The sequence below is a fragment of the Pseudomonas sp. FG13 genome (assembly GCF_057809755.1).
The window spans coordinates 1-17,449 of the sequence record NZ_JBMDKO010000077.1 but is presented as its reverse complement, the minus strand read 5'-3'; the positions used below and the strand labels follow the sequence as shown (position 1 = coordinate 17,449).

The 17,449-nt window shown below is 61.2% G+C and carries 16 protein-coding genes and 3 pseudogenes; 4 read left to right on the top strand and 15 right to left on the bottom strand.

Annotated features, from left to right (window positions below; translation table 11 throughout):
• Positions 1–189: 189 nt before the first annotated feature.
• From ACODTO_RS28530 to ACODTO_RS28495, 8 genes are all read right to left on the bottom strand, one after another.
• On the bottom strand, positions 190–1,422 hold the full coding sequence (locus ACODTO_RS28530; RefSeq protein WP_489107406.1) for a hypothetical protein: 1,233 nt from the start codon (positions 1,420–1,422) through the stop codon (positions 190–192).
• 32 nt (positions 1,423–1,454) lie between these two features.
• Positions 1,455–1,904 carry a YcgN family cysteine cluster protein gene (locus tag ACODTO_RS28525; protein WP_024780408.1) on the bottom strand — a complete coding sequence of 150 codons (450 nt, stop codon included), beginning with the start codon at positions 1,902–1,904 and terminating at the stop codon, positions 1,455–1,457.
• A gap of 209 nt (positions 1,905–2,113) precedes the next feature.
• Positions 2,114–3,046, bottom strand: a complete 933-nt coding sequence (locus ACODTO_RS28520; RefSeq protein ID WP_489107405.1) for a D-2-hydroxyacid dehydrogenase — start codon at positions 3,044–3,046, stop codon at positions 2,114–2,116.
• A 124-nt stretch (positions 3,047–3,170) separates the two neighbouring features.
• Positions 3,171–3,464, bottom strand: a complete 294-nt coding sequence (locus tag ACODTO_RS28515; protein ID WP_024780406.1) for a YcgL domain-containing protein — start codon at positions 3,462–3,464, stop codon at positions 3,171–3,173.
• Positions 3,461–4,594: a ribonuclease D gene (rnd, locus tag ACODTO_RS28510; protein WP_139649622.1), complete on the bottom strand. Its 1,134-nt coding sequence runs from the start codon at positions 4,592–4,594 to the stop codon at positions 3,461–3,463. Before rnd ends, ACODTO_RS28515 begins: the two co-directional genes overlap by 4 nt.
• Before the next feature lie 121 nt (positions 4,595–4,715).
• Positions 4,716–5,357 carry a class I SAM-dependent methyltransferase gene (locus tag ACODTO_RS28505; protein WP_489107404.1) on the bottom strand — a complete coding sequence of 214 codons (642 nt, stop codon included), beginning with the start codon at positions 5,355–5,357 and terminating at the stop codon, positions 4,716–4,718.
• 69 nt (positions 5,358–5,426) lie between these two features.
• Complete coding sequence (locus tag ACODTO_RS28500) at positions 5,427–7,076, bottom strand: phosphoethanolamine transferase (RefSeq protein ID WP_464710774.1); 1,650 nt, start codon at positions 7,074–7,076, stop codon at positions 5,427–5,429.
• Between the two features lie 166 nt (positions 7,077–7,242).
• Positions 7,243–8,625 (bottom strand): glutamine synthetase family protein, encoded by a 1,383-nt coding sequence (locus ACODTO_RS28495; protein WP_139649629.1) that lies wholly within the window; start codon positions 8,623–8,625, stop codon positions 7,243–7,245.
• Positions 8,626–9,143: 518 nt separating this feature from the next.
• On the opposite strand from ACODTO_RS28495, the pseudogene ACODTO_RS28490 reads away from it, so the two are divergent.
• A pseudogene (locus tag ACODTO_RS28490) lies at positions 9,144–9,416 on the top strand (LysR family transcriptional regulator); the annotation flags it as partial.
• 57 nt (positions 9,417–9,473) lie between these two features.
• Here the strand turns inward: ACODTO_RS28490 and ACODTO_RS28485 are convergent.
• Both ACODTO_RS28485 and ACODTO_RS28480 read right to left on the bottom strand, forming a co-directional pair.
• Positions 9,474–9,836 (bottom strand): 5-carboxymethyl-2-hydroxymuconate Delta-isomerase, encoded by a 363-nt coding sequence (locus tag ACODTO_RS28485; protein WP_139649631.1) that lies wholly within the window; start codon positions 9,834–9,836, stop codon positions 9,474–9,476.
• 304 nt (positions 9,837–10,140) lie between these two features.
• On the bottom strand, positions 10,141–11,067 hold the full coding sequence (locus ACODTO_RS28480) for a LysR family transcriptional regulator (protein ID WP_139649633.1): 927 nt from the start codon (positions 11,065–11,067) through the stop codon (positions 10,141–10,143).
• A 166-nt stretch (positions 11,068–11,233) separates the two neighbouring features.
• Between ACODTO_RS28480 and ACODTO_RS28475 the strand changes: the two genes are divergently transcribed.
• A complete protein-coding gene (locus tag ACODTO_RS28475) occupies positions 11,234–11,425 on the top strand; it encodes a YegP family protein (protein WP_041023896.1) in 192 nt (63 codons plus the stop codon).
• 99 nt (positions 11,426–11,524) lie between these two features.
• The gene (locus tag ACODTO_RS28470) at positions 11,525–11,893 is read left to right on the top strand and encodes a cupin domain-containing protein (protein WP_041023897.1); all 369 of its coding nucleotides are present in this window, start codon (positions 11,525–11,527) and stop codon (positions 11,891–11,893) included.
• A 32-nt stretch (positions 11,894–11,925) separates the two neighbouring features.
• On the opposite strand, the gene ACODTO_RS28465 is transcribed toward ACODTO_RS28470, so the two are convergent.
• Positions 11,926–13,404, bottom strand: coding sequence for an amidase (locus ACODTO_RS28465; protein WP_489107403.1), 1,479 nt, complete (start codon positions 13,402–13,404; stop codon positions 11,926–11,928).
• 111 nt (positions 13,405–13,515) lie between these two features.
• Between ACODTO_RS28465 and ACODTO_RS28460 the strand changes: the two genes are divergently transcribed.
• Positions 13,516–14,130 carry a TetR/AcrR family transcriptional regulator gene (locus tag ACODTO_RS28460; RefSeq protein ID WP_489107402.1) on the top strand — a complete coding sequence of 205 codons (615 nt, stop codon included), beginning with the start codon at positions 13,516–13,518 and terminating at the stop codon, positions 14,128–14,130.
• Here the strand turns inward: ACODTO_RS28460 and ACODTO_RS28455 are convergent.
• From ACODTO_RS28455 to ACODTO_RS28440, 4 genes and pseudogenes are all read right to left on the bottom strand, one after another.
• Complete coding sequence (locus tag ACODTO_RS28455) at positions 14,109–14,879, bottom strand: phytanoyl-CoA dioxygenase family protein (RefSeq protein WP_139649639.1); 771 nt, start codon at positions 14,877–14,879, stop codon at positions 14,109–14,111. The two genes, ACODTO_RS28460 and ACODTO_RS28455, sit on opposite strands and share 22 nt — an antisense overlap.
• Positions 14,880–14,892: 13 nt before the next feature.
• Positions 14,893–15,672 carry a methyl-accepting chemotaxis protein gene (locus tag ACODTO_RS28450; protein WP_464711893.1) on the bottom strand — a complete coding sequence of 260 codons (780 nt, stop codon included), beginning with the start codon at positions 15,670–15,672 and terminating at the stop codon, positions 14,893–14,895.
• A 78-nt stretch (positions 15,673–15,750) separates the two neighbouring features.
• Positions 15,751–16,527: pseudogene (locus ACODTO_RS28445) on the bottom strand (HAMP domain-containing protein); the annotation flags it as partial.
• Positions 16,528–16,646: 119 nt separating this feature from the next.
• Positions 16,647–17,449: pseudogene (locus tag ACODTO_RS28440) on the bottom strand (hypothetical protein); the annotation flags it as partial.

Below are 17,449 nucleotides of genomic sequence, written 5' to 3'. Positions count from 1 at the left end.
CTTGCCCTGATGCCAGTCAGGTAAGGATCAGACGGTGCAAAACCTGTGGGAGCAAAGCTTGCCCTGATGCCAGTCAGGTAAGGATCAGACGGTGCAAAACCTGTGGGAGCAAGGCTTGCCCTGATGCCAGTCAGATAGGATCAGACGGTGCAAAACCTGTGGGAGCAAAGCTTGCTCGCGATGGCGGTATTACTGGAGTAACCGGTTATCCAGCACCGTAGACGCACCACCCAGAATGCTCTCGCTGAGCTGCACGAATTCCCGGGTGTCGACCGTTTCCAGGCGCATCGCGGCCTGCAGCACATCATCGAGCGAACGTTTGTTACGGGTTTTCAAACGAATCTCCCGATCCAGCTCCTGCAGCAACAGCACCGCCTTGGCAATCATCGCCGGACTGACCTGCTCGCCGCGCAGGGTCGTCACACCCTGGCTGTCGCGGACAAGGCGCTCGTTCAAGGTCTGGTAACGCTCGTCGCTCATGCCGCCGGCGCGGCGCAGCAGCTCGATGGCGTAGTACTCGGCCAGGCCTTCGCCGATCCAGTCACTGCGTTCACGGTCATGGACACGGGCGAGGGTCTGCACCAGTTCCCGTAGCAACGGGCTGGTGCCCCGCTCGCTGACCAGCGGCGAACGGCTGTGCAGGTAAATCGACTCACGGCCGGCCTGGGCACCACGCCACAACGGCTCCTGGGCTCCGATAATCAGCAGTTTCGTGGGGTGGCGCGGTATCAGCGCCTGCACCTGCGGCCAGACGAAAGTCAGCAGTGTCAGCACGTCCATCCGGCGCATGCCCTGGCCCTGAGGCGAGGCCACGGTGACTTCGGTTTCACCCAGGCGCGTTCGGCGGCTGCCCAGTTTGCCGGCGAGCATCCAGCCCGTGGGACGGTCGAACAGGCGCGCGGGGTTATCGATGCGAAAGCGCTGCTTGCCGATGCGTGGCCAGGGCGTTTCGATGCTTTTCCAACCGGCGGGCAATTCAACGTCCAGGCGCGCCACCAGTTCGACGCCGTCCTGCTGGTCGAGCCGGGCCGACGGCACCAGGTCGTCGCCACGCAGCAAGGCCCAGGCGGGCGTCATGCGGGTTTCGAAGGTGCCATTCTTGCGCCCATGGCTGATGCGCACCCGGTAGGTCAGGCTGGCCTTGTCGGCGCTCGGGCGCCAGAGGCCTCGCGCGGCTTTACCCGGCGTCAGTTGCCATTGACCGTCCGCCTTGAAATCGCTGTAGCGGCTGCCGTCGCCAAGATCGAAATCCAGGCTGCGCACCGCCGAGCCACGGGCCAGGGTCAAGCGCACTTCGGCCTGATCGCTCTGGGGTAGCAGGTGCACGTGGTAATCCAGATCGACTTTCTGCGCCGCCCATAGCGGGCCGCACATCGCCAGCAGTCCGCCGGCCGCCAGCATCCGTTTCAGTCCTGCGCCCATGGGCTCTCCCCGGTGATGCAACGCCCGACGATTCAGCCGGCGCGAAAAATCAGATGATCTTCCCAATCGTCCTCGGGCACGCTGCCTTCGGCCAGCATGCGCCCGGATTGGGAAATGCGTTCGTGGTGCACGGCATCGCGGTCGCCACAGACCAGATGGTGCCACAGTGGCAGGTCCTTGCCCTCGCTGACCAGCCGGTAAGCGCAGGTCGGCGGCAACCATTTGAACTCATCGGCCTTGCCCGGCGTGAGCTGGATGCAATCGGGAACGGACTCGCGGCGGCGCGGATAATCGGTGCACTGGCAGGTTTTCAGGTCCAGCAGCTTGCAGGCGATGCGGGTGTAGTAAACGCTGTTGTCGTCTTCGTCTTCGAGCTTTTGCAGGCAGCACAAGCCACAGCCGTCGCACAACGATTCCCACTCCTGCGCATCGAGCTGATCGAGGGTCTTGCGTATCCAGAAAGGTTCGACTTTGGCGGCCATGGCTCGAGCATCAACATCAGGTGGTGAAAAGGCCGACAGTCTAGTGCCGGGACCTCTTCAGGCCAAGCGTCGGCGACTGTCGGTAAGACGGCAATGCCGCCGCCCGGTGGGAGCGAGCCTGCTCGCGATGACGGTGGTTCTTCCAGTGTCAATGTTGACTGACACACCGCTATCGCGAGCAGGCTCGCTCCCACAAGGCTGATTGGGGGTCAGTAGCCCCGGGTGAAATCCACTTCGCCGCGCAAGGCTTCGCCGGCCTGGTAGGCACGCAGGTTCTCCAGGAACAGCTGGGTCATCAGCGGCGGCGATGTCGGTGCCGAGCTGTGGCCGGTCAACAGCAAGCCCCAGGCCGTCCAGAATGGATGACGCTGTGGCAGCGGCTCCTGGCGGCAGACGTCGATCACTGCGCCGGCCAGGTACCCGTCTTTCAAGGCTTGCACCAGGTCCGCATCCACCACGGCCACGCCGCGTCCGGCATTGATGAACAGTCCGGTGGGTTTGAATTGCTTGAACAGCGCCGCGTCGTACACGTCATGGGTGTGGGGGGTGTTGGGCAGCAGATTGATGACATAATCCACTTCGCCGACCAGACGCGGCAGATCCTTCATCGCCCCAACCTCGACGAAAGGAGCCAGGTCCCGCGCTTCGCTGGCAATGCCATAGAGCTGCACACCAAACGGCACGAGGAACTGCGCCACCCGTTGACCGATATCACCCGTCCCGACGATCAGTGCCTTGCGCCCCGCCAGGCCCTGCCCCTGGCGGTTGTCCCACTTGCGCTCGACCTGGCTGACCAGGCGTGCCAGCACCTCGCGTTCATGACCAAGCATGTAGGTGAGCACGTACTCAGCCATCAACTGGCCGAAGATACCTACCGCACGGGTCAGCCGGTAGTCGCGTGTCAACCCCTCGGCCAACAGCGGCGTGATGCCCGCCCAGGTCGATTGCAACCACTGGGGGCGATGACCCTGGCGCAACAGGGTAGCCAGCAGATCGGGCTGGCCAAGCCAGACCTTGCACTCAGCGGCCAGTCGGGATAATTCGGCGGAGTCACCGCTGGTCAGCACTTCGATATCGGGCGCAGCCTGGCGCAACAGTTGGGCATATACCGCATGGTCGTGTTCGGCAATCAGAACGCGCATGAATCAAACCTTTCAAAAACAGTGCAGACGAACGCCGACAGAGTGTCGCTCCATCCATGCGGCGATCGTCAAAAAAATTCCAATGTGTCTCAAGAAGTCCCAGGACGGGTACCTCAGTACCGCGTCAGACCGGGTCGTTGCGTCGCAGCAACTCTTCAGGCAAATGCTCGATGTACTCTTCTTCGGCCGGCGGCATCTGCAGGTGATAACCCTGGGTGTCGAGGTTTTCCAGCACCTTGTTGATGTCCTCGCGGGACAACTGCCGCTCAGGGCTCAGGACCAGGTCGAAGGCATGGGTCGCCTTGCCAAAGGCCGCCATCAATGGCTCAGGCACACGCGCCAATGCGTCGCTCTTGAGCACATACAGGTACATCTCGTTTTTCTTCGAGCTGCGGTAAATGGAGCAAATACGTTTCAAGGCTGTTCTCCGGCAGTGGCCAGGCTGTCGAGCAGCGCCTGGCCCATCAGTTCGCGACGCCAGCCACGCAGCGAATCAGGCAATTGATAAGGGCCCTCGGGGAAGCCGCTCTTGATCAGCGCTTCGAGGGTTTTCTTGCGTAGCATCAGTTCCGGGGCAATGCCCAGGCGTTCGGCCTCAGCCTGCCCCAGGGCCCGCAGACGCTTGACCAGTGCCGAGGCCTCGATGGGCAACGGCTCGGCTACGGCTGGCGGCCATTGCTCGGGCGGCACGCTGGCAGCGCGCTTGATCAGATCCAGCAGAAACTCGCCGTCCTGACGCACGGTACGCGGGTGCATGTCTTCGATTTTCGCCAGCGCACCGAGGTTATCCGGCTGGGTCCGGGCCAGGGGCCACAGCGAATGCTCGCGAATGATGCGATTACGCGGCAAGTCACGGGCCCGAGCCTCCCGCTCGCGCCAGGCGCAGAGCTCACGCAGCACGGCCAGTTGCGCGCGGGACAGCTTCCAGGCGAGCTTGGCTTCGCGGTACACCTCATCGGGATCGACTTCGCGGCGCAGGTTGGCGACCAGCTCAGCGCCATCTTCCAGGACCCAGGCGTACTTCTCATCGGAAAGCTTGGGACGCAGTTGCACGAAAACTTCAGCCAGGTGCACCGCATCCTCTGCGGCATAGCTGATCTGCGTTTCGGACAACGGCCGCTGCAACCAGTCGGAGCGGGTCTCGCCCTTGGGCAACTCGATGCCCAGAACCTCCTGCACCAGCCGCGAGTAGCCCATGGAGAAACCCAGGTTCAGGTACGCGGCAGCCAATTGGGTATCGAACAGCGGCGCGGGCAGGCTGCGGGTCAGGCGCAGCAGGACTTCAAGGTCTTCGCTGCAGGCGTGCAGCACCTTGAGCACGGCCGGGTTTTCCAGCAATGCCGCCAGGGGCTGCCAGTTATCGATGGTCAAGGGGTCGATCAGGTAGGCACGCTTGCCGTCGCCGATCTGCAGCAAACCGGCGATGGGGTAAAAGGTGTCGACCCGCATGAATTCGGTGTCGAGGGCGACGAAGGGCAACTGCTGCCATTCGGTGCAAAACCGACCGAGGCTATCGTTGTCGCGAATCCAGTGAATATCGATGGCCACACGGCTCTCCCTTGAAGAATGGCGCGCAGTATATATCGCCGTCAGCGATTGCGAGCATCCATAGAGCAAGAGCCTGAGAGAAATCGCCTGCGCATCGGCAAGAATAGTCCTACATTAGAAGCTAACTGGTCTTACGCAACACATAAACCCGCGTCAGCGCAAAACCGGGCAGGAAGTCTTGGTGCCACAGCACGTTGAAACCAGCCTGGAGGAACTCGGCCTCGACATCGGCCTTGTCTGCCAGGTTCCGTTGCGGTGGATGGCCAAGTTTGAAACGCCCATCGACTTGAACCGACACGATGACCGTGTCGCGACTGACCCGATGAAATTCGCGCAGCAGCGCCAGGCGATGCTCGCTGGCACTCACGTGGCGAAACAATTGCAGGCAACAAATGCAATCCACCGCGTTTTCCGACAGTCCGATGGTAAACGCCGAACTCGGAAAGGTCCTGACTCGCTTGAGCAACGCGCCACCATGATGGGTGAGCGCGTGTTCGAGCATATCCGGCGATGGGTCGGCTGCCAGGATCACCCGGTTGGCATGTTCGGCCAGCACCGGCCAAAACCGCCCTGCCCCACACGCCACGTCCAATACCAGCCCGGGCTCACCGGCCACTTTCAGGGCGTTGCGCACCATATGCTCATCACGCCAGAACGCCAGGCGCAGCCGTCGCGGCGCCGGCTGGCAGCAGAATTGCGCATGCTCCTGGTCGTGATGCCTGGCGAACTCGAGTTCGACGTTGGATGGGGATAGCCCGGACATACGAACGGCTCTTGGTAAATGGACAGATGACAGATTAAACGGCGCGGCGTGAAAAAAAGGTTTAGGCAATCACTCCCGCGCCAACACACCGTCAATCACCGCACCGCGACAACCGGCGAACAGATCCAGGTCCCGGTTATAAACTTTGCTGTTGACTTCCAGCAAGCCGAGCATCGAGTGAAACAGGTTGTCCTGGCTCAAGGGCTTTTCCCGACTCATCTGCAGGCAATGGGCGTCCACAGCGAAGGATTTTTGATAGCTGTCGGAAAACCAGGCGAGCATCGCCACATGCTTCTGCTGTTCCGGGGCAAGCATGTAGGGCGTGCCGTGGAGAAACAGGTTGTATTCGCCCAGGGACTCACCGTGGTCCGACAGGTACAGCATGGCCGTATCGACCTTGTCCTGGTTGGCCCGCAGTAAGTCGATCAGGGTCGAAAGCACATGGTCGGTGTACACCAGCGTATTGTCGTAGCCGTTGACGATGCTTTCGCGGCTGCAATTGTTCAGCGCGTTGCTTTCGCACACCGGCGTGAAGTGTTCGTACTCCTTGGGATAACGCTTGAAGTACTCAGGCCCGTGACTGCCCATCTGGTGCAGCACCAGCACCGTGTCCTTGTCCAGGGTGTCGATGAAATGCTGCAGCCCCTGGAGCAGGATCTCATCCCGGCACTCGCTGTTGGCGCACAGGGCCGGGTCCTTGAGATTGCTCACATCCTGCAGGGTAACCCGGTCGCATGTCCCCTTGCAGCCGGACTGGTTGTCCCGCCAGATCACCTCCAGGCCGGCGCGTTGGAGTACATCCAGTAGGCCCTCTTCATGCTTGGCCTTGCTGGCATCGTAGTTCTTGCGGCCCATGTTGGAAAACATGCAGGGCACCGACACGGCGGTTTCGGTACCGCAGGAATGCACGTCGGTGAAAGCGATCAGACCGGCCTCGTGATCCAACGTCGGCGTGGTGTCGCGGTTATAGCCGAGGATGCCGAAGTTCTCGGCACGAGCACTTTCCCCGACCACCAATACGGTCAGGGATTTGCGGGCGTGGGTCTGCCAGGCCAGATTGCGACTGGCATCCTCGCCCAGCTTGACGAACGGTTGCTTGGCCGACACGACTTGCTCACGCAGGTAGCCGACCGAAGCCCCAATGTAGTTGCTTGGCACGATCATCAGGCGCAATTCATGGTGGTTGCGAAACAGGGAAGACAGCCCCTGGTAATTCGCCAGGGCGACCACGCCAATCATCGCCGCCGACGCCACACCGACCATCAACTTGCTTAACAACTCTTTAGGCCAGCTACGGTACTTGATCGGTGTTTTGAATAGTAACCAGGAAGGTAAGACGCCAAGTAATCCAAGATAGGCAAATAACTTCAGCGACAATAGGTCACGGACTTCGGTGGCATTGGTTTCGGCAAAGTTGCGCAACATGCCGACGTCGATCAAGACACCGTATTGGGCCATGAAATACGCCACGCCGGCGCTGATCAGGAAGATCAGCATCAGCACGGGTTTGAGCACCGGGCGAAATGCCACGAGCGTCAACACCAGGTTGAATGCGCAGAAAATCATCACGCCAAAGGCCGCGCACATCAGCAGGCCGCGACCGTCAGCCGTCGTGATCGTCAGCAAGTGCTGCCAGAGAATGACGTTGAAGCCGACTAATAAAAAGGCACTGGCAATCAGCGTCACCCACTCGGGGCGCACGGCTTTAATGGTCAGCATGATGGTGGGCGTTTTCCTGAAAGTTGCTCTTTGGAGAAGAAGGGCCGAAGAAAAGTGTGAAAAATTCGTTTCCTACGGCAGCACAAACTTTAGGTAGCCCACCATCAATTTTTCGTGAAAAAGTTGCTATTAAATTATTATTTAAGCGACAAACCTGACGCAGCCGTCAGGCTTGATTCAGGTACCAACGCCAGTCCTGCTCCCCCACCTCGCCCATGAACTGACGGTATTCAGCGCGTTTGACCGCCAGGTAGACACCAAGGAACTCGCCACCGAAAGCTTCTTGCGCCCAGGTCGAAGCCTCGAGCGCACGCAGGGCGGTAAGCCAGTCGGTGGGCAATAAACGGTTCGCTTGTGCGTAACCATTGCCTTCAACGGGCGCGGCGGGATCGCATTGTTCCCGTATGCCACGATGAATGCCGGCCAGTATCGCCGCGGCCGCGAGGTACGGGTTGGCGTCGGCGCCACAAATGCGATGCTCGATGTGCCGGGAAAAGGCCGGACCGCCTGGCACCCTCAGGCTCACGGTGCGGTTGTCCACCCCCCAGGTCGCCGTCAGGGGCGCGTAACTATTGCTCTGGAATCGCCGGTAGGAGTTGGCGTTCGGGCAGAACATCAGCAATGAATCGAGCAACGTGTCGAGCATTCCACCGATGGCCCAGCGCAACAGCGGTGTGCCATCGGCGGCCTCGCTGGCAAACAGATTATTGCCTTTGCTATCCGCCAGGCTGACGTGCATGTGCATGCCGGAACCCGCCAGATGGTCGAATGGCTTGGCCATGAAACACGCCACCATGCCATGTTTATGCGCCACGCCTTTGACCAGTCGCTTGTAGCGCACCGCTTCGTCCATGGCTTGCAATGCATCGGTGCGGTGTTCGAGGGTGATTTCCACCTGGCCCGGGGCGTATTCGGAAATCGCCGTGCGAGCCGGTATGCCCTGGAGTCTGCAGGCGGCATAAAGGTCCGCCAGGAACGGCTCGATCTGCTCCAGCTCGCGCAAACCGTAGACCTGGGTAGCGCGCGGCCGACCACCGTCGGCATCCCGCGCCGGTTGCGGCCGGCCCTGGCTGTCGCGTTGCGCGTCCAGCAGATAGAACTCCAGTTCCGCCGCCATCACCGGGTAATAGCCGTCGGCCTGTAAACCCTCGATCACCCGGCTGAGCAGATAACGCGGATCGGCGATGGCCGCCGGCAGGCCCTCCCGGGGATGCATAGCGACCTGCACGGCCGCGGTGGGAATCAACCGCCACGGCATGCGCTGCAAACTGCCGCTGATGGGGTAGGCCCGGCAGTCGATGTCACCGACCTCCCATACCAGCCCCGAGTTTTCCACGTCGTCGCCATTGAGGGTCAGTCCAAGGATCGTGCTCGGCAGCGGACGGCCGCTTTCATAAACCGCCAGCAGCTCATCACGATGCAACAACTTGCCCCTGGGCACGCCGTTGTTGTCGAGGATAAACAGTTCGAACAGTTCGATGTCCGGGTGCTGGGCCAGGAATGCCCGGGCTTGTTCAACGGGCGCGAAAGCAGGATTGGCAATGCTCATGAGAATGCTCGTATTTTCTTGTCGGACGGGCGTCAAGGCGCCGTCAGTCTGTGCCCGTCATTGACGGTCACCGTGAGTTATCAACAGGAAATACGGACATCCGGAGGACGGGCATGGCGACAATGCCAGAGGGCCCAAAAAGCCAGCTCGGAGGGCAACGCAGACAGTGATGGGGCAAGGACAAGCGTGAGTCGACCGACCAGACCGACCGCGGCAGATGCTGGGTAAAGGAGTGCTGCGGGCCGACCGTCCATAAGCGCATCACAGTAAACACATCCCACGAGCGTCCCACGCCGACCCGCGTCGTTAAACCTGGATTTGCTGGAGCGTGGGTGCGAACGCGCTAAACAATCTTCCTGGTAGCGAAAGACGATCTGTTCGTCGTATTCCCTACATTATCTGTCCCGTTCCCGACAGCGAAACAGCCCCCACGGCATTCACTTGGGACCATCGTTCCGTTAGGATCACGGATCTTGTTTGCGCAAGACCCGCGCAAGGAGCACAGCGAGAAGCAACGGATGCTAAACAGTAACTCCCTCAGAAAGCTCGATATGCAGGACCTCATGGTGTTCAGCGCCGTGTACGAAAAAAGCAGTGTCAGCGGCGTGTCCGAGGCATTGTGTGTCAGCCAGTCAACGGTGAGTTACTGCCTGAAGAAACTGCGAACCTGCTTCAAGGACGAGCTGTTCATCAATACCCGCACCGGCATGCGCCCCACGTTCAAAGCCGAGGGCATGTACGATCATGTGCGCACCATCTTGCAGAGCATCAACCAGTGTCACGCCGGTGCCGGCTCACCCGTGCCACGAACGGGCGATCGAAGCCTGCACCCGGCTGACGCCTGAGCCTCAGTTGTCGAGGATAGCCTTCGCGTAGCAGCCGCGATCCATATCGACGGTCTCCACGCTGAACTGCACGCTGAGACCAGCCGGCCAAGGGCCCAACTCCTGGATCACGGTCAACAGGCTTTCCCCCAGTTGCTTCTTGATTTCCGGCGAACGACCGCTCAACAACGCCAACTGCACGTGCACGAAACCACGCTCGCCCAAACCGGTGCCCACCCGGAAGTGTTCGACCTTCACGGCCCGGCTCTTGATGTCCGTCTCCGCGAACTGACCGGACGCCACCAGCGCGTTATTCAAGCGCAGCAAGGCGACGTCAGCGTTCAGCTCGGGCAGGTTGGCGGTGTACTCGAGATGCAGGTGAGGCATGTGTTCGACTCCGATTCGAAATGTGACGACGTGAATTCAGCCGACGCAACCATACGCCTACTTGGCTTCCAAGCACAGAATCCTGTGGAGCAGAGCTTTTTGGTTAAACCAGATTCCAGGGATAAACACAGAACTTTGTGGCGAGGGGATTTATCGAAACGTCGCACCGCCCCGCTGGGCTGCGAAGCAGACCCAAAAATCCAACTGTCGCTGCGGTGTGTCAGGTCCGACGCAGAGGGCCGCTTCGCGCCCCAGCGGGGCGGTGCGACGTTTCGCTAAATCCCCTCGCCACAGGAAAGTGCTGTTAGCCAACTGGTATAGGGGCCCCGCGTTCACTCATGAACGCCTCCAGCCGGGACCGCAACCAGCGTTCCGCCGGGTCAGTGTCGACATGGCTCAGCCAGACCATGGACAGGTCCAGGGTCGGAGTCTTGAACGGAAAGGGTTCGCTGAACAACTGGCCCGAAGCAGCCATGGCGACGGCGGTATAGTCCGGCAGGCTGGCGATCATATCGGTGCCGGCCAGCAACGCCGGCAACGCGCTGTACTGCGGCACGGACAACACCACCTGACGCTTGCGACCGATCTCGGCCAGCCACTCGTCAGCGAATCCGGCCACGTTCGCGGTATGGGACACCAACACGTGGGGCCGCGAACAATAGTCGTCCAGCGTCAGCGGTGTCTGCGAGGCATCAGCCCGCAACACGCAAGGCTGGATGTGTCGCAACAGTTTACGCTTGGCATTGGCCGGCAACCCGCGGGTCTGACTGATCCCCACGGTGATGTCGCCGGACGCCAGCAAATCGGGAATCCGCCAGTAATCGACGTGCTGCACCACGAACACCACTTGTGGCGCTTCCTGGCGCAGGCTGCGCAACAGCGGTGGCAACAGGCCGAACTCGACATCGTCCGACAGGCCGATACGAAACGTCATGGTGCTGCTGGCCGGGTCAAAGTCATGGGTCAGACTCAAGGCCGCCGACAGCGAGTCCAATGCCGGCGACAAGTGCTGGATGATCTCCTCCGCCCGCGCCGTGGGTTCCATGCGATGGCCGACGCGGATGAACAGCGGATCGTTGAACCGCGCGCGCAATCGGTTGAGGGCCGAACTGATGGCGGGTTGTCCCAGGAACAGTTTTTCCGCCGCCCGTGTCACATTGCGCTCAAGCATCAGCGTTTCGAAAACCACCATCAGGTTGATGTCAGCCTTGCGCAATTCGTTGCGGTTCATCCTTTGCTCCCGGTTCGAGTCAGTTCGAGCGAACGCTGTCATTATCGGCAATATCTCATAACCATTGGAAACGTATTTCCGATAGCGAAAACTTTCAGCTTGGCTAGGCTTTCGACGACATGTTCAAAAACATGTCTTGAATGAGTCAATCGCAGGGAGCGAACCGATGTACTTTGAAATCTACAGACAGACCCGAGGCACCCAGAGCAGCGGAAAAGGCCAATGGCGCTGGCGCTTGCGCGCGGGTAACCACGAAACGATCGCCAGCGGCGAATCCTATGTGAACAAGGCGGACTGCCTGCACGTCATCGGGTTGATCAAGAACGTCCAGGGCGAGACGCCCGTGAAGGAAATCTGACACAGCGTCACACCATAACGCCCATCAGCTGCTCCGCCAGGCCTGCCTGTCGAGCAGCTTGTTGCGGCCTCATCCAAGTACAACAGCGAGCATTGCGCGATGGCTACCCATGATTCCCCTGTCAACTTTGCCCAGAAATACGCCCTGTTCCAGGATCAGTGGGCCCCTAAGGTCGTGGCTGAAATGAACGACTACCAGTTCAAGGTCGCCCGGCTCGAAGGTGATTTCGTCTGGCATTCCCACGCCGACACCGATGAAACCTTCATCGTGCTGGAAGGCGAGCTTCGTATCGATTTTCGCGACGGTGCGGTGACCATCGGCCCTGGCGAGATGTACGTCGTCAAGAAAGGCATCGAACACAAGCCCTGGGCCGCACAGGAAGTGAAAGTGCTGTTGATCGAACCGCGTGGGGTCATCAACACGGGGGAAACCCATGAGCGAACGGCGGACAACGATGTCTGGATCTGAGATCGATCTCCGCACGCTCATCGGAGGGCGAATCAACCTTTCGGTGCGTGCTCCGTAGGGGACGTTGCTTGGGTATCCCGATCTCCCGCCCACACGGTCGGTCGTCGGCCGCCCCAGGGCATCGCACGTTCCAGCTGTGCGGCCAGTTGCAGCAGCAGGTCTTCACGACCGTAACCCGTTCCGAATTGCAGCCCGATAGGCAGGCCGCTCCGCGTGTCATGGACCAGGGGCACGGACATGGCCGGACAACCGCTGACGTTGAATACCGCGGTGAACGGCGAGTAGTTGAATACCCGGGCCATCCACTCGCGCCCGCTGAGTAACTCCTGTCCGGCGTTGTACTCCCCGATCAACGGGACGACGTCTGGCAGCGTGGGCGTCAGCAACACGTCGTACTCGGTGAGCACCTGCCCCATGTGCCGGGTCACCAGATTCCTATTGTGCATCGCACCCAGCAACTGCATGGCGCTCAAGTCTTGGCCCATGCGGTACAAGGCCAGGGTGGCCGGCTCCAGGGTGCTGGCATCGATCGGGCGTCCGGTCACGCTTGCGAGGGCGTCGATCCAGGCTGCGGTATTGCTGGACCAGAAGCAGGCATTGAGGTCGACGAATGCTTCCCAGCTCAGTCCGATGTCCGCAGGTACGGGAATGACCCGATGTCCGAGGGTTTCAAGCAACTTGCACACCCGGTCGAGGGCTTCATCCACTGCGGGTGCGTTCAACTGGCCGTTCAAGGCCCGATGCTGCACGGCAATGCGCAGGGGGCCGGGGTCGCGATTCAACAAGGCGGCATAGGGTCCGGCAGGGGGCGCTACGTGGAACGGGTCGCCCACGGCGGGACCGTGCAGACAGTCCAGCAAGGCCGCGGTGTCCCGCACCGTCCGGCTCAACACACCGTGCACCGCCAACCCGGACCACACTTCGTCAACATAGGGGCCCATGGGCAGACGGCCACGACCAGGCTTGAGACCGAACAGGCCAGTGGACGCGGCGGGCACGCGAATGGAGCCGCCGCCATCGGTGGCATGGGCGACGGGAACCGCTCCAGCCGCCACCGCAGCGGCCGAGCCGCCACTTGAACCACCCGCGCTGCGCGCCAGATCCCAGGGATTACGAGTCGGTCCATCTACACGATTCTCGGTGGTGGTACTGGCAGCGAGTTCCGGCGTGGTGGTGCGCCCCAGGGGCAACAGGCCTGCCCGACGCAACCGCAGCATCAATTCGGAATCCTCAGGGGCAACGCACCCCGCGGCCAGACGGCTGCCCAATTCATTACGACGATTGCGCACGGTCAACCCCAGGTCCTTGACCAGCAAGGGCACGCCAAGAAAAGGCCCCGACTGAGGTTCTGGCTCATCCTCCCAAACCTCGATGACCGCGTTGATACGGGGATTGACGGCATCGATGGCCGCTAACGCGGCGCTGCGCACCTGCTCCTGGCTGACCTGGCGATCCCTGATCAACTGCGCCAGACCTACAGCGTCCTGTTCGACGTATTCAAAGCGATTCATATGACCTCCTACCCAGACATATACCACACAGTATCGAACGATACTGTTTAGTATCATGCAATACCGTGTAGTATTCATGTCAAGCGAAAATCTCAATCCTCGGAGAACACGTTGAAGCTCATTCACCCCGAACGCATCGCGCAATTGCCGCCGCGTGAACGCATCATTGATGCCGCGCATGCGCTGTTTGTCGAACAAGGCATTACCCGGGTGACCGTGGATGCCATCGCCGCCCTCGCCGGCTCGACCAAAATGACCCTGTACCGGCATTTCGAAACCAAGGATGTGCTGGTGCTGGAATGGCTGCGTCTGCTCACCGCCCAGTACAGCCGAGTGCTCGATGACCTCGCGACGCAATGGCCAGGCCAGCCGATCCAGCAACTGCTGGGTTTCAGCCAATTTATCGCGCAGGATCTGGCTCGCGCCGGCTACCGCGGCTGCTCCTTCACCAATTGCCTGGCCGAACTGGCCGACCCCCAGCATCCGGCGCGGCAACTGGTCGAGGCGCACAAGCAACGTCAGTACCAGCGGCTGGTCGCTCTGTGCCAGGAGGCGAAGTTGCCCGACGCCCAAGCCATCGCCTGCGAGCTGACATTCCTGCTTGAAGGGGCCCAGGTTGTCGCCCAGAACAAGGGGGTGAGCAACGTGGCGGAACACCTGTTGCAGATGGTCGAAAAACGCCTTGGGGTTGAGGCGCCGGACAGTCAGTCGTACTCGGCTTCCTGATGTTCGCCCAGCAGGCGCCGCTGGCGAGGTGACGCGGCCGCCAGCACGGCCGGGTTGAATTGCCAGTGCAGGTAAGGCGAAAACTTCTGCGCCACCATGCGTCGGCCATAGTGCACTTGCAGCAGGTAACGCGTGCGGTCGGCGGTCCGGTTGTCGCTGCCGGCATGCCATAACTCGCTGCGCAGCACCAGCACATCGCCAGCCCGACACAACATCGGCTGCGCGGCATGCCCCAACCACTGGCTTTCACCCGCCACGGGCGCCCGCCCCGCCCGGTGGCTGCCGGGAATCACCCGGGTTGGGCTCAAGTCGGCATCGATGTCATCGAGATAGAACTGCGCGGTACAGATCTGCATGGGCAACTCGAAGGCGGGGTCGGCCAAGAGGCTCGCTGGCAGGGCCATCGGCAGGTAATCCAGGTGCAGCGGCGCCCCGATAAAACCGGGATGACACCGCCAGGCCGTCTGGCCGATGACATGACAATCATCCCCCAAGGCCGCCTCGGCCAGTTCGATCACCCCGTCCACCTCCAGAAATGGCAGCCAGAACGGGTCGCGGTTGAAAACGCATTTGTAATGATCGATGACACCGCTGTAATCCCAGTGCTGGGGTCTGAGCTGGTCGATTGCCTGGCGCAGTGCCCCGACTTGCGCAGCATTCAATACTGCCGGCAGCAGCACGAAACCGTCCTGATGCAGGGCCCGCAGGCGGTCGCGGGTGAGCGCCGCCTGGGACTTGCGGGTAGACACGGCCGCGCCCGACTCAGGTGCGGAAGCGGCCGGTGAGTTCCGCCAGGCTCTTCGACAGATTGGACAGCTGCCGGCTGGCCTGCATGCTCTGGGCGGAGTTCTCTGCCGCTTCGTTGGACAGATCGCGGATGTCGGAGATGTTGCGGGCAATCTCCTCGGTGACGCTGCTCTGCTCTTCACAGGCGTTGGCAATCTGCGCGGCCATGTCGTTGATCCGCTGTATCGAGCCACTGGTGCCGCTGAGCACCTGATCGACGCCCGCGGCGCGCTCGACGCTGTCGCGAGCCTTGTCGCTGCCGGCCTGCATGGCTTGCACGGCCTTTGCCACGCCGCTCTGCAACCGCTCGATACGCACCTGGATGTCCTTGGTCGAATCCTGGGTACGTGCCGCCAGGGCCCTGACTTCGTCGGCTACGACGGCAAAACCGCGGCCCTGCTCGCCAGCCCGCGCGGCCTCGATGGCGGCGTTCAGTGCCAACAGGTTGGTCTGTTCGGCGATGCCTCGAATCACCTCGAGGACGGCACCGATGCTGGACGTTTCCTGGGCCAATGCGCCGATGGTGCCCGAGGCGCTCTCCACTTCCTGGGCCAGTTGGCGGATCGAATCCACGGTGCTGCTGACCACCTCGGCGCCGTCGCGGGACTGGCTGCTGGCTTGTTTGGCGGCGTCCGAGGCATTCACGGCGCTGTGCGCCACCTCATGCACGGCCGCGCTCATCTGGGTGGCGGCGGTACTGACCTGATCGAGCGCCGCATGTTCGCTGCTGATCAGTTGATCATTGGTCGCGGCCATACTGGCCATGGTGCGGGCCGCGGCATCGACCTCCCCGGTCACCCGGCCCACCTCGGCAATCAGCGGCTGGAGCTTGTCGAGGAAACGGTTGAAAGCACTGCCAAGCTGCCCCAACTCGTCAGCCGACCGCACTTCAAGGCGCCCCTTCAAATCACCGCCGCCCTCGGCAATCTGCTCGACGCGGTGAAGCAATCGACGCATCGGGCGCAACACCACCAGCGGCAGGGCAAAAACCAGCAGGATGCACCCGAGCAGGCCGATCAGCAAAATGCCGCCCTGTTGCCGCCCCACCGCTTCGCCATGGTCGATCGCCGCCTGCCCCTCGTTAAGCGACGCCTGGTCTTCCAGCTCGCCCAGCTTGTCGATGGCATCGCGCATGGTGTCGAACCGCTTTTCGCCGTCGCCGAAACTCAGGGCGCTGGCCGCCTGCGGATTGGTCGCGGCCTGCTCGACCACTTGCCGCGACAGCTGTGCCCACTGGGCAAAACTGTCATCGAACTGTTTCACCAGCGCCAGTGCATCGGCCCCCGGCTGCATCGCCGCGTACTTGTGCACGCGATCATAGGCCTGCTTCAGATTCTCGGCATGGCTGGTGCGCAGTGCTTGCACATGATCGCCCGCATTGCCGACAAGCAGGCTGCGCTCGGCCACAAACGCCTGGTAGAGATCCCGGTCGGCATTGAGCAGCAGGCTGATGGCCGGCAGATAACGCTTGGTCAATTCCGTACTGGAGTCAGTCACCTGATCGATGCCACGCACGCCCGACCAGCCCATCAACACCAACAGCAACGCCAGGAAAGCGATTGGCAAGGTGATTTTCCAGCGAAAGCCCAGGTCGGCAAAGAACCGCAGCATGGGAACTACTCCTTTTACGGGGTTTGATTTGCCTATCGGCAGGCATACCTTGAGATATAGACCATTGGTCTAATTGTCACAAAGAAGTGACATGCCCGTTGCGGATTAAACGCAAGCGTCTACTGCCCATGTTCCTCGAACCAGGCCTTCGTGGATTCGGCGCTCATGAGCGACACCGGTGGGGGACAACTGTCATCCAGGCACTGGTCATCGGGTATGAAGGTAAATATCTGACCGTCGGTGGCGTCCAATCGCAGGTGCACGATCGGCCAGAAACGCCCCGTTGTCTTGAAATAGTCATCCTGGATATAACGGGCTCCCGCGCGCCCATCCCCCGGGTTGTATGCCACCCCATAGAACAAGGCATCGATCGGCAGGCGCTCGGGAATGCGCTGCTCCCAAGGGACCAGAACGAACTCGTTCCAATGGTAAGGCGGATGGGCATATGTATTGCGAAGGTCGAGCAGCACCTGAACCATATGCACCGAAGGGAGGAAACTGCAGGAGTTATACGGCGTCGTGGAATACCAGTACAGCCAGCTTTCCACGCTGTCGACTCCCAGGGTCGTGCATTCCATGCGCCCGGTACAGGCCTCGTTCAGCGCGCCCGTGTAACCATCGAATGGATAGAGGCAGCGCACCGTGAGCGGAGCGGCCGTTGGGGCTGCCAGTTCCTTGAACAACAAGCCTTGAGGCCAGATCGGAAGAGACATCGCGGCGTCGGCCCGGACATAACTGGCGGAGACACCATTGATGCTTTCCGATCGGGGACTGGGGTTCCATGATTGAAACGCGGAGGTCGACTCAGTCCCTCTCAATACCACCCCATTGCAATAGAACGGCGCGCGCCCATCCGGACAGGTGGTGGCCGTATCGAAATAACGGGCATTCAACCGCTGGGCCACTTCGTAACCGACATACA